Here is a 12,543-nt window from a genome sequence, read left to right on the forward strand (position 1 = left end):
AGAAAGCATAACTTTCTAACTGTCAATAAAATTAAATTTTAGGGGGTTGCCATATAGGATCGTATACCTGATAGGCAAAGTCGTTTTTATGAAATAGAATTTTCTTTGAAAAATAAGCAGGAATCTGCTCAGGAATTTCCAATAAAGGATCCATTTTAAAGGCAGAAACAGTCATCTGACAACAACTGCAGGCACACAATGGTGAACAGATGTCTCCTTTATCCGTAGAATGAGTCTCAGAAATACTTAAAGAAATTCTTTTATTTCCTGAATTTAATGGATGAGACACATCTTCACATGGCATCAGTGATAACGCCATGAAATAAATTGCCAGTATCCATCTTAACAGGTTCATTGTTACAAAGGTAAAGTTTTTTTCTAAAATGAGTGAATCGTTAAAGTTTTAAACATGACAAAAATCATTCCTCTTTCATCCTTTATTTTTTTCCAAAAAACATATTTATCACTCAATAGTTATTTTTTTTAAAAGAAAAAGTCATAGTTATTATTCTATTCAACAATAGAATTAGCAAAACAATAAATTTATTTAAAACACCGATCAACAAACGATTAATCAAGATTCCCGATGTACATTTACTACAAATCATGAGACGCCGAAGAGCAGGGATTTGGTTTCGGATTATAAGTTAAAATATTAAAATAATGAAAAGGAAAAATATATTTTTAATAGTAGTAGTTATGCTAGCGGGTTTATTTATATTATTTAGACCAGATATTTTTATAAAAGAAATCTTTGCATCCAAGATGACTATGGAAATACATAAAAGATATTCTAATAGTATACCTAAAACCTTTATTTCTAATCATGTTTATACTTTAGATTATTCGGATAGTCCATCAGTAAGTTTTTTTAGAAATGAAAAAGCTGACTTTATTACTGCCCAATATAAAGGTTCTTTCAATACTAATATTATATATTCTAATAATGCTTTTGAAAGTTTAACCAATAAATTCTCTAGTGCATTTGAATTTCAAAATTCGATTGTTAGATATTTTAATAAAAATATTACAAATGAAAAAGTAAGAGTTGTTAATTTAAACGGAAATTACACAATAAAAAATACTGTTGATAAAAATATGACTTGTATATTTTTTACAGGTGATTTTGAAGTCTTTATGAATAACAAAAGGGTCATTTATTATAAATCATCAGATAAAAGTTCCGTAATTATTAAGAAATATGAATCATTTATACAATTATATATTATAAATGACGATAATGATGAAATCATTAACAAGTTTTTGTTGTAAAATAGTATGATGACTTATTAGCATTATTCAAATAAAATTGATAAATCCAAACCACTGCAGGGTTGCAGTGGTTTTTTATTTATAAGTAAGAGAAATAATAAAGAATTATTGAAAAAAATTGTAAACTCTAATACCTCGGATAATTTTATTTTAAAACAATATAAAGAAACTGAACTATAGCTAGATTCATATTCTTGAAAATACGATCAAGTATCTTTATTATTTTTAACTAAAAAAAACCACCGCAAAAGCAGTGGCTAAAAAATCAAATCTAATTATGGACTGTGATTATAAATTGGGATTATTTTCAATCTCTTTCAGTGGAATACTGAATAAATAATATGGGCTGTTTGATACAAACGGAGTTTTATTCGGAAGATCAAAAACTGTGTGCCCCTTACCATCAACTGTCTTTACAGTTCCGTTAGGTGTTGTTATCTGAACTTTGATTGCCTTTCCTTCTGCATCTACGAACGGTTTTCTTACCACCGTTCCCTGCGTTCTGATAATATCCGAAAGCGAGAATCCTTCTCCAAATAATTCTTTTCTTCTTTCAATTAAGATTTCATTTACCACATCATTCTGTGCCAATGGTCCTGTATAAGCATCCGCATTTCTGGCAGCTCTCAATTGATTTAAAACAGCTACTGCCTGAACTGGGTTTCCATTTCTTGCTTCCGATTCTGCTTCAATCAGGTACATTTCAGCCGCTCTCATATAAACAATGTCCGCAATAAGAGTAGACTTGAACTTGAATTTAGCATACCTCAGCAACCCTTCTCTTGCCGGAAGACCATCCCATGAGAACAATTGAGATCTGATGTCGTTGGAATCAAACAGTTTTTGAAAATAAGGATCAGCCATAAAACTGTAATAATAGCTACCTGATGAAGACACATCCAGATAATGGAAAGCATAACTTGCATCAGACATCTCCTGAGTCTGTGCATGTCCCCAGATCCATTCCCCATTATTAATATCATTGAAACCTTCTTTATACTTTTCAGGAGTCATCAAAGCAAAACCTTCTCTTGCTGTTTTTGCCGCTGCTGCAGCCTTGCTCCACTCTCCTGTATTCAGATAAACTCTTGCTAAGATTCCGTTTACCACGTTACGGTTGATCTTATCTTTTTTATTTCTTGTATAGTTCTTCAGTAAATTATCTGCATCCGTAAGATCACTTTTAATTAAGGCATAAATGTCTTCCAGACTGGATTTTTTCTTTGGAACACTGCTTGTTGTTGAAGGTTCCGTATAAATAGGAGCCGTTAAAGCAGATTTGTCTTTAAGATAGCTGAATTGATAAAAGCTGGCAATATTCAGATAACAGAAAGCACGCAATGCTTTTGCCTGGCCTTTTACCTGATCTTTTTTGGTTTGAGTTCCCTCTGTAGCATCAATCTTAGCAATAACATTATTCATATTATTGATGGTAGAATACAGCATTGTCCAGATAAATGACGGACGGCCTACTGTATTATTCACCATTTCCGTAAAATCGTAGGTAGATGAGAAACCATATTTATTGGTTAGTACAGCTACATCGCTTCCCATCGCATCGCTTGCTCTTAAAACAGTTGAATATCCGATATTCGCAAAGGTAGTTCCGTCATTATTGAATTTTGCCCAGGTTCCGTTGATCACTGTTTCAGCACTTTCAGCAGTTTTGAAAACCTCTACGCTGGTAGCCTGATCTGTAGGAGCCGTATCCATTTCACTTTCACAGCTTGTCAGCGACCATAATCCTATTAAAGCAAAAGATAAATATTTTAAATTTTTCATTGTTCAAATTTTAAAAGTTAGAATGTTGCCTGAAGACCAAAAGTGATTGTTCTCATCGCCGGATATCTGTAATACGTTGTTCCATCCAGGGCCTGTTCAGGATCCATTCCTTTATGTTTATAGAAGGTCAGAAGGTTCTCTGCCTGAACATAAATTCTGAATTTCTTCAATCCAATAGTTTCAAAATAATCTGATGGCAGTGTATATCCTAAACTCACATTCTTAAGTCTTGCATACGTTCCGGAATAAAGGAATCTTGTAGACATTGAATTCCAGTTATTCGTTTTTGTGTTTAACGCAGGAACATCGGTGTAAGGATTCTCAGGAGTCCATCTGTTCAGCATTTCCACACCCCATGCACGTCCACCAGAGTTTCCACTGTGTAAGAGTGAGGTGTAATCTGTATCAAGAATTTTTCCACCAATCTTGAAAGTCAGCAATGCTGAGAAATCAAAATTCTTATACATCATACTTGTACTTACTCCCCCTGTTAATTTAGGCAAAGCAGAGCCTTGTAATATTTTTGTAGCCTTAGCATATTCTGATGTTGTTCCTTCTACCAAGTTTCCATTAGCATCTTTGGTAATTGTCTTCCACAATGGTTTACCATTACTTGGATCTACCCCTACCCATTCCTGAATAAAGAAATCATATACAGAACCTCCTTCATTCAGCTGCTTAGTGGATCCTACTGCAAGAGGTCCTTTTGGCAGTTTAGTAATTTTATTTGTTAAAGTACTCAGGTTAACATCCACATTCCATTGAAAATCGTTTGTTTTAATAGGTGTTGTAAACAATGAAATTTCAAACCCGGAATTCTTAATGGTTCCTACGTTGGCAGGATAATCACTGATTCCTAAAGACGGAGCTACTGGTACGTTAAACAGAAGGTCCTTACTTTTTCTTTCAAAATATTCCACATTACCTTTAATTCTGTTATTAAGAATCGCAAACTCAAGCCCTAAGTTAAGGTTCAGGTTGGTTTCCCATTTCAGATTAGGAGTTCCTACTTTTTCCAATGTTTTTCCTGGCTCGCCGGCAAGAGCATAATCTCTATATAATTCAGGATATGCATAATACAACTGTGAACCGTCTGGTTTCAGCAATTTATCATTTCCTTGTCCCCCGTAACTTGCACGCAATGTCAACTGGTTGAAGAAATTCAGGTTTTTAATAAACTCTTCGTTAGAAAGCTTCCAGGATCCTCCTACAGACCAGAATGTACCCCATCTATTTTCTTTTGAAAATCTTGAAGAACTATCTGCTCTTGTTGATGCGGATAAGAAATATTTATTATCAAAATCATACTCTACCTTTCCAAGGAAACTCAATAAGCTTAGTTTATCACTGTTCCCACCGAAGTTCACCAATAAAGAGGCTGCATCAGGCTCATAATAGTTAGGTAATGAAAATCCCTGTCTACTTCCTGAAATAACCTGGTAATCATATTTATAAAATTCATGACCTCCCAACACATTAATGTGGTGTTTTCCAAACCTCTTATCATAGGTCAGAATATTACTGGTTGTATAGGAAAGTGTTCTGCTGTTTAACTTTGAAACAGAACCTCCCGTCTCTTTCGATTGTCCAAGAAGTGGATTCGTATAATAGTGTTGATTATAATTAACCATGTCAACAGAAAAGCTTGATCTAAACTTCAATTCAGGAAGGAACGTTAATTCCATAAATCCTTTTCCTGAGAAGTTATCGATCTTATTTTCGTTTTTATCCAATGGTAAACTCGCAGCCAAGTTCTGATTCGGAAGCGCTACGGCAGGTCTATATTTTCCAAAATCATAAACCTTGTTTCCTTCTGCATCTAGCACATAAGACCCATCGGGATTTCTTTCATAATAAGGATAGAAAGAAGGAACTACTCTTGCTGCCTGAATAACATTACTAGCTTTAGAATCTGAAGAACTTGGAGCCTGTTGAATACTGTTGGTATAACTTAAGTTTACCCCAACATTCAGCCAGCTTTTAACCTCAGAATTAAGTTTCAATCTTGTATTATATCTTTTAAACCCTGACTCAATTGCCATTCCTTTATCATCCAGATATCCTAATGAAAAGAAATAATTGCTTTTTTCACTTCCACCACTGATATCCAGATCTACCTGGTTTCTGGAAGCCACTCTCTGCAAGATATCTCTCCAGTCATCATTCCATAAAGCTTTTGCTCCCGGTAATAATTTTCCGTCTGTTCCTACTGGTTTTGGATAATTAGCACCATAAGGATTAACCCCTAAATTAGAAATAATATTATCTGTAGCCATCTGGGCTGCCTGCTGGGCTGATATTGAACCTGACTGATAACCGTTTCTCATGGCTTCCCAATACAATTGGAAATACTGATCTGTACTTACCTGTTCATAATCTTTCACCGCTCTACCCGAGAATCCCTGGCTGATATTAAGGTTTACTCTTGCTTCTCCTTTTTTACCGGACTTTGTGGTAATAATAATGATCCCGTTTGCTCCTCTTGAACCATATAAAGCACTTGCTGTAGCATCTTTAAGAACACTGATAGATTCTATATCGTTAGGGCTGATAGCATTGATGTTTCCATCAAAAGGAATTCCATCTACAACATATAAAGGCTCACTGGAAGCACTTACCGAGCCAACTCCTCTGATCCTGATGGTAGATGTTGCTCCAGGCTGTCCTGAAGCTCCGGTAACCTGAATTCCGGGAACCTGCCCTTCCAATGCTTTTGTAACGTTAGTTACAGGTCTGTTATTGATTTTATCGCTGGAAATAGTTGCTACGGAACCGGTATAGCTGTTTCTTTTTGCCTTTCCATAGGCTACTACAACTACTTCGTCTATTTCCTTTTCTTTAAGTGTATCTTTTTTAGGCTTGGAATTTTGTGCACTTACGCTTACAATTCCCAGGAAAAATACAGCAACTGGCGGAATCCAAGCTTTAGAGCTAAATAGATTTTTATTAATCATAATCAATTTTGTTTACCATATATTAAAATTTCGCCCTTTACTGAAAAGTCAGCAAAGGGCATCGATAAATACGATAAACCAAATGCTTATTTTTCCTTTAAAGGCTGAATTTAACACCTTACATAATGCAGGTTGTCAAGATATCATCGGGTCAGTTCCCTCCATCTTTCTTTATAAGCCGATCGAAATATGGTTGCAAAGCTATAAACTTTTAGTCTATAAAACAAGTAGACTTATTAATTTTTCATGATAATTTTTCAAAAATTAACATAAGTTTTTATTAAAAGCCATTACAAAAAGGAGTTGCAACGATTATCATTTGAACAAACATGACAAATATCATTATTAATAATTCAATAAGCAAAACCTAATAATTGACAGATATTTTTGATTTTTAATTAAAAAAACTTTTTAATTTTATAGAATGAAAGTTTTGATTATAAATGGGCCTAACCTGAATCTTTTAGGAACCCGCGAACCTGAGATCTATGGAACTGTTTCTATGGAAACTTATCTGGACAACTTAAAGTCTGAGTTTCACACTCATGAATTAAGCTACTACCAATCCAATATTGAAGGTGAGCTTATCAACAGGCTTCAGCAGGATGATTTTGATGCATTGGTTATTAATCCAGGAGCATTTACCCATTACTCTTACGCAATCGCCGACTGTCTAAAGAATATCAGAAAACCTAAAGTAGAAGTTCACATCAGCAACATCTATAAAAGAGAAGAATTCAGACAAAAATCTGTAACAGCCGCTAATACTGATGCGGTTTTATCCGGTTTTGGAATGGATGGATACAGATTAGCCATACTAAGCTTAAAGTAAATACTAACAGATGACACAGATTTTTTATCTGTGAAATTTGTGCTATCTGTGGGAAATACAAATAAAAAAGCCTCATCAATGATGAGGCTTTCTATTTGTATAATATCTGATTAGATAGTTTGTTCCTGTAATTGAGGTCCTGAAGGGATTAATCTCTTACCTTCTTCAGTATCGCAATACTGCTCGAAGTTTTTGATATATCTTGAAGCAAGATCTTTTGCTTTCTCTTCCCATTCTGAAGCATTTTCATAAGTATCTCTAGGGTCTAAAATACCTGTAGAAACATTTGGAAGTTCAGCAGGAATTTCAAGGTTCATAATTGGAACCTGAACTTTAGGAGCGTTATCGATAGAACCGTCAATGATAGCATCAATAATTGCTCTTGTATCTTTTAGAGAAATTCTCTTACCAGTACCATTCCAACCAGTGTTTACTAAATATGCTTTAGCTCCGTGTTCTTTCATCTTTCCGATCAATGTTTTAGAGTACATTGTTGGGTGTAATGTAAGGAATGCTTCACCAAATGCTGGAGAGAAAGATGGCTGAGGCTCAGTAATTCCTCTTTCAGTTCCTGCTAATTTAGAGGTATAACCGCAAAGGAAGTGGTATTGTGCCTGATCTTCGTTCAGGATAGACACTGGAGGAAGTACTCCGAATGCATCTGCTGAAAGATAAACGATCTTCTTCGCATGACCAGCCTTAGATGGCAATACAATTTTGTTGATATGATAGATTGGATAAGAAACTCTTGTGTTTTCAGTGATAGATCCATCAGTATAATCTGCTACTCCATTGTGAATTACTACGTTCTCAAGAAGTGCATCTCTCTTGATAGCTCTGAAGATATCCGGTTCTTTTTCTTCTGAAAGGTCAATTACTTTAGCATAGCATCCACCTTCATAGTTGAATACTCCGTTGTTATCCCAACCGTGCTCATCGTCACCGATAAGGTATCTCTTCGGATCTGCTGATAAAGTTGTTTTACCTGTTCCTGAAAGACCAAAGAATAAAGCTACATCACCTTTTTCACCTACGTTAGCTGAACAGTGCATAGAAGCCATACCTTTTAATGGAAGGTAATAGTTCATCATCGCGAACATTCCTTTCTTCATTTCACCTCCGTACCAAGTACCTCCAATGATCTGTAGTTTTTCAGTAAGGTTGAACATTACAAAGTTCTCTGAGTTTAATCCCTGAGCTTCCCAGTTAGGGTTTGTTGTTTTAGAACCGTTGATTACTGTGAAATCTGGCTCTCCAAAGTTTTCAAGCTCATAGTGAGAAGGACGGATGAACATGTTGGTAACAAAATGCGCCTGCCATGCTACTTCCATGATAAATCTTACCTTAAGTCTTGTATCTGCATTCGTACCACAGAAAGCATCTACAACATAAATTTTCTTAGCTTCTGAAAGCTGGTTCATCACTAGTTCTTTACAAGACCCGAAAATTTCCGGCGTAGTTGGTAAGTTTACTTTACCATCCCAGAAAATTGTATCTCTTGTAACATCATCCTGAACAATATATCTGTCTTTAGGTGAACGACCTGTGAAAATTCCTGTTTTTACTGATACCGCGCCCGATTCTGTAAGTTCCGCTTTCTCAAACCCCTGATTTTCAGGAGAAACTTCAGCCTGGTATAATTCTTCATAAGAAGGGTTACACACTACTTCATAGTTTCCTTTAATCCCTAATTTCTCTAAATCCTGGATGATTTTAGTGTTTTTCATTTTACTTATATTTTCTATTTCTTTATTGACTTCAACAAAAATAATATTAATTATTTGTTAAAGGTGGTTTAAATATACTGATATAAGTCAGAATGACAAATAAAAAAGCGGGCTTGTAAATTACTGATTATAAATTAATTAAATCTGACCATTCAAAAACAGTAGTAAAACCTTTCTCCCAAAAATAGTCTTTAAAGCCCCCAAATTTGGCACTCATCACGAAATCTCCACCCCAGGCACCCAAACTTTTGACAATACAGGGCAATCTGAGAATATCTTTTCTTTAACTGTGGGAATTTCAATAAAATCGGAAATTTTACGCTCATGAATCATCATTAGTTCAGAAAAATTTTCCAATTCACTGCATAATAAAATTTTCTTTGTGATATCTGAAAATTCATTCACCAATTCCTGAGACTTCTTTTTTGATTTATAGAGATTGATTCCTTCGCGGCTATCTTGCTTCTGATTTAAGTGAATAAATATCAGTTCATTTTTAAAGGATGGATTAAAATCTACCTTCTCATATCTGATCTCCGGCTTGCTCTGAAAAAGTACTGCAGATTTTTCTTTGGCAACGGCAATATCGTATCCGCTTCCCCCCAAACTGATTGTATTTAAATAGAAAGGATCTATTTCAGACCACTCAGCAAGGTTGTTCATTAATGTAGAACTGCTTCCAAGTCCATAATCAGCAGGAAACTGAAGATTGGTTTTTAAATGGTAAGTAAAGTCGTTTTTGAATTTTGTAGTAGAAAGCTGCTGAACATTCTTCAATGTTTTTACAATAAATTCAGCGCTTGATGGAATATTGGTTTCCAGAATCTGCCATGTTTTATAATCAATGACAGCTTTTAACCAAGGTTTGTTCTGATGAAGAGCTTCCCAAAGAATTAAAGACTGTTTATCCTCTTTTTCTTCAAAGAAAAACTCTTGTCCCAGCCTGGTTGGTACCGCTAAGACAAGAGCTCCATCGATTGCGAAATATTCTGAAGTAAGCATAAGCTTGCCCGGTGAAAATATCGCGCTCATATTTTTTATTAATTAGATTGCAGAAGTAGAGTCTACAGATCCGTCAATTTTTTTGATTAATCCCTGAAGGGTTTTTCCTGGTCCTACTTCTACGAAGTTAGATGCCCCATCCTTAATCATATTCTGTACAGACTGAGTCCATTTTACAGGACCAGTAAGCTGATCGATAAGATTTTGTTTGATCTCATCAGGGTTTGTTACTGCTGTAGTAGTGATATTCTGATATACAGGAATAGTAGCTTTTCTGAATTTTGTGTTTTCGATAGCAGCTGCTAATCTTTCCTGAGCCGGCTGCATCAATGGTGAATGGAAAGCTCCGTTTACCGGTAATAATAAAGCTCTTTTTGCTCCTGCTTCTTTTAATTTAGCACAAGCTTCTTCTACTGCAGGAGTTTCTCCTGAGATTACCAATTGCCCCGGGCAGTTATAGTTTGCCGGAACTACGATTCCACTGATTTGCGCACAGATTTCTTCAACTTTAGCATCTTCAAGACCTAAAATCGCTGCCATTGAACTTGGATTTGCATCACAAGCTTCCTGCATTGCTTTAGCTCTCTCAGAAACCAATTTCAAACCATCATCAAAAGATAAAACGCCATTAGCTACCAATGCTGAGAACTCTCCTAAAGAGTGTCCTGCTACCATTTCAGCTCCAAGACCATTTACTGCTTTTAATGCTGCTACTGAGTGTATAAAAATTGAAGGCTGGGTAACCTCTGTTTTTTTAAGATCCGCATCCGTTCCGTTAAACATAATGGAAAGAATATCGAAACCTAAAATTTCATTGGCAGATTCCATCAGATCTTTAATATCTTTTCTAGAATCATACAATTCTTTTCCCATTCCTACGAACTGAGAACCCTGCCCTGGAAATACAAGTGCTTTCATGTATTGAATTAAATATTATGCAAATATAACTATAATGTTAACAATAATCTCTGAAACAGAGATAAATCATCTAAGGTACTAACCTGATTACTCTGTAACCAGTGTTTACATAAGCACCATTTGCTTTAGATTTTACAAACTCAAATTTGGTAGCAAGCTGAGTCTGCACCTTATTCATTTGTTTGAAGATTTCTCCTTTTCTGTTTTCTCTTGTCAACATATCATTAACAACGTCAAAACCTACAATAGCGTATTTTGGTGGAGTCTTGCAGTATTTGTTTTTATAAGCTGCCAGGATCTCTTTTTCAAAATTCCCCTCTGTATTGATTTTTCTGTCCATCAGATATACCAGACTAGCCTGGCTCAAATCATCCACTTTCTTCTCAAAAACAGGAGAATAGAACATACTGAATGCTTTTACTCCCTGTACTTCTTTAGAAAGGGCAATCACTTTATTAGCGAAAGCTTCTCCCATATCATCATTGGCCAGAACAGCAATAACCGGAGCAGACTGCCCTGTCATCATGTTTTGATCCAACTGAATATCTGCTGGAGAGTTTACAATAACGATATTAGGATTTTTCACTGCTTTTTCAAGCCCGGTTTTGATGTAGTTGGCATTTTCTTTTTTAGTATCTGCCACTACATATATTTTTTGATCTGAATATACTGCTTTAACTTCTTCTACAAGTTTATCTGCATAAGTCTGATTATTCGTTTCCACAATAATCAGATTACTATAATTGTATAATTCCGGTGTATTGGCAAATGGTGCCACTACAGGAATTTTTTGATTTTTAGTAAAATCTAACACATCAATTACATTGGACTTAAAGAATGGCCCAATAATAAGGTCCGTATTATCCGGATTGATTTGCGTTAGAGAGTTTTTGAAAGAAGCTTCGTTTCCGGAATCTACAACTTTGATATCCAGTTTCTGACCTCCTCTTGCATTTCTTTCAATAGCTAATTTAGCTCCTGTTAAGAAATCCAGAGCCATGCTTCTATATTGTGTTTCATTGGTACTATATCCAAAAGGAAGCATCAATACAACACTTAACGCATCACCGTTTTTCTTAACATAAGCTGGATCCTGCTTTTTGATTTTTAACACCATTCCGGCTTTTAATCCTTTTGAAAGATCTGGGTTAAGAGCAATTAATTCATCAATACTTACTCCAAACTTATTAACAATGGAAAATACGGTATCTCCCTGTTGAACGGTATAGGTAACATAATCATCACCAACTACTACATTAGCTACATTATTGGAAACGGTTGAAGAACTTTCATTCCCAGAATCCATTTTTGTTTTGGAGTTGGTTGTTTCCGTTACAGAATCCGTATGTATTTTTTTTATTTTGATCGTTTCTCCAGGCTTTAATCCTTTTTCTTCCAATCCTGGATTTAAGGTATAAAGGTCCTGTTGGCTGATTCCAAACTGTTTTGTAATTCTGTAATAATTATCTTTAGCCTGGATTACATAAGTTTCTCCTTCAACAGCAGGTGTAGCTGTTGCTGTTACTGTTTTTTCAACAGGAGTTTCTACAGGCTTTGTTACTGTAGCTGTTACAGTAGGCTGATCTCCACCATATTTTTTGATGCTGGTAAGAGGTAATGTGATCTCATCTCCAATCTTCATGTGAGAATCCAGTTCAGGATTCAGCTTTCTAAGATCTGTTTCAGAGATTCTGTATTGTTTTGTAATCCCGTAGATTGTTTGCTTAGGTTGTAAAATAATTTTACCTACCGGAGTTCCCGCAATTGTTCCTACTTTTTCAGGAGCAACAGTTTTAGGAGCAACCGGAGCTGCAGCTTTTTCTGTTTTTACGGTTAAAACATCTCCAATAGCAAGCTTGCCATCTTTATGTTTTGGGTTTAGTTTCAGCAATTCATCTACAGTTATTCCATACTTTTTTGCAATGTTGTAAGGGTTATCACCTTGTACAACGGTATGTGATTTCTGGGCTGAAACTCCCAAAACCATACATAAACTGGATAGAATAAAAAACCTCTTTATCATATTCGATAATTATAATTTACAAAAATACTTCTT

9 protein-coding genes and 1 riboswitch are annotated in these 12,543 nt (G+C 35.3%); of the genes, 2 read left to right on the forward strand and 7 right to left on the reverse strand.

Translation table 11 applies throughout. The features are described 5' to 3' along the window. Nucleotides 1-31: 31 nt before the first annotated feature. Nucleotides 32-355: a DUF6660 family protein gene (locus BOQ64_RS08975; protein ID WP_129057779.1), complete on the reverse strand. Its 324-nt coding sequence runs from the start codon at nucleotides 353-355 to the stop codon at nucleotides 32-34. A gap of 308 nt (nucleotides 356-663) precedes the next feature. On the opposite strand from BOQ64_RS08975, the gene BOQ64_RS08980 reads away from it, so the two are divergent. Continuing rightward, nucleotides 664-1,272, forward strand: a complete 609-nt coding sequence (locus BOQ64_RS08980) for a hypothetical protein (protein ID WP_129057780.1) — start codon at nucleotides 664-666, stop codon at nucleotides 1,270-1,272. A gap of 288 nt (nucleotides 1,273-1,560) precedes the next feature. Here the strand turns inward: BOQ64_RS08980 and BOQ64_RS08985 are convergent, their stop codons facing one another. Continuing rightward, the gene (locus BOQ64_RS08985; protein ID WP_129057781.1) at nucleotides 1,561-3,054 is read right to left on the reverse strand and encodes a RagB/SusD family nutrient uptake outer membrane protein; all 1,494 of its coding nucleotides are present in this window, start codon (nucleotides 3,052-3,054) and stop codon (nucleotides 1,561-1,563) included. Between the two features lie 17 nt (nucleotides 3,055-3,071). Next, nucleotides 3,072-6,008, reverse strand: coding sequence for a SusC/RagA family TonB-linked outer membrane protein (locus BOQ64_RS08990; protein WP_129057782.1), 2,937 nt, complete (start codon nucleotides 6,006-6,008; stop codon nucleotides 3,072-3,074). A gap of 83 nt (nucleotides 6,009-6,091) precedes the next feature. Continuing rightward, a riboswitch (SAM riboswitch) is annotated at nucleotides 6,092-6,188 on the reverse strand. A gap of 244 nt (nucleotides 6,189-6,432) precedes the next feature. Between BOQ64_RS08990 and BOQ64_RS08995 the strand changes: the two genes are divergently transcribed. Further along, nucleotides 6,433-6,840 (forward strand): type II 3-dehydroquinate dehydratase, encoded by a 408-nt coding sequence (locus tag BOQ64_RS08995; protein WP_129057783.1) that lies wholly within the window; start codon nucleotides 6,433-6,435, stop codon nucleotides 6,838-6,840. A 110-nt stretch (nucleotides 6,841-6,950) separates the two neighbouring features. Here the strand turns inward: BOQ64_RS08995 and pckA are convergent, their stop codons facing one another. The 4 genes from pckA to BOQ64_RS09015 form a co-directional block, all read right to left on the reverse strand. Continuing rightward, on the reverse strand, nucleotides 6,951-8,567 hold the full coding sequence (gene pckA / locus BOQ64_RS09000) for a phosphoenolpyruvate carboxykinase (ATP) (RefSeq protein ID WP_129057784.1): 1,617 nt from the start codon (nucleotides 8,565-8,567) through the stop codon (nucleotides 6,951-6,953). 216 nt (nucleotides 8,568-8,783) lie between these two features. After that, entirely contained in the window at nucleotides 8,784-9,599 is an 816-nt protein-coding gene (locus BOQ64_RS09005; RefSeq protein WP_410494838.1) for a GYDIA family GHMP kinase, read from the reverse strand. Between the two features lie 12 nt (nucleotides 9,600-9,611). Further along, complete coding sequence (gene fabD / locus BOQ64_RS09010) at nucleotides 9,612-10,487, reverse strand: ACP S-malonyltransferase (protein ID WP_129057786.1); 876 nt, start codon at nucleotides 10,485-10,487, stop codon at nucleotides 9,612-9,614. Between the two features lie 70 nt (nucleotides 10,488-10,557). Continuing rightward, complete coding sequence (locus tag BOQ64_RS09015) at nucleotides 10,558-12,510, reverse strand: LysM peptidoglycan-binding domain-containing protein (protein WP_228448281.1); 1,953 nt, start codon at nucleotides 12,508-12,510, stop codon at nucleotides 10,558-10,560. Nucleotides 12,511-12,543 lie beyond the last annotated feature (33 nt).

It is taken from the genome of Chryseobacterium sp. CH25 (genome assembly GCF_004119455.1).
In the GTDB taxonomy this organism is placed as follows: Bacteria; Bacteroidota; Bacteroidia; order Flavobacteriales; family Weeksellaceae; genus Chryseobacterium.

Coding starts and splice junctions, on each gene's coding strand:
- fabD (WP_129057786.1), bottom strand. CDS start 10,487: ATGAAAGCACTTGTATTTCCAGGGCAGGGTTCTCAGTTCGTAGGAATG.
- BOQ64_RS08985 (WP_129057781.1), bottom strand. CDS start 3,054: ATGAAAAATTTAAAATATTTATCTTTTGCTTTAATAGGATTATGGTCG.
- BOQ64_RS08980 (WP_129057780.1), top strand. CDS start 664: ATGAAAAGGAAAAATATATTTTTAATAGTAGTAGTTATGCTAGCGGGT.
- pckA (WP_129057784.1), bottom strand. CDS start 8,567: ATGAAAAACACTAAAATCATCCAGGATTTAGAGAAATTAGGGATTAAA.
- BOQ64_RS08975 (WP_129057779.1), bottom strand. CDS start 355: ATGAACCTGTTAAGATGGATACTGGCAATTTATTTCATGGCGTTATCA.
- BOQ64_RS08995 (WP_129057783.1), top strand. CDS start 6,433: ATGAAAGTTTTGATTATAAATGGGCCTAACCTGAATCTTTTAGGAACC.
- BOQ64_RS09015 (WP_228448281.1), bottom strand. CDS start 12,510: ATGATAAAGAGGTTTTTTATTCTATCCAGTTTATGTATGGTTTTGGGA.
- BOQ64_RS09005 (WP_410494838.1), bottom strand. CDS start 9,599: ATGAGCGCGATATTTTCACCGGGCAAGCTTATGCTTACTTCAGAATAT.
- BOQ64_RS08990 (WP_129057782.1), bottom strand. CDS start 6,008: ATGATTAATAAAAATCTATTTAGCTCTAAAGCTTGGATTCCGCCAGTT.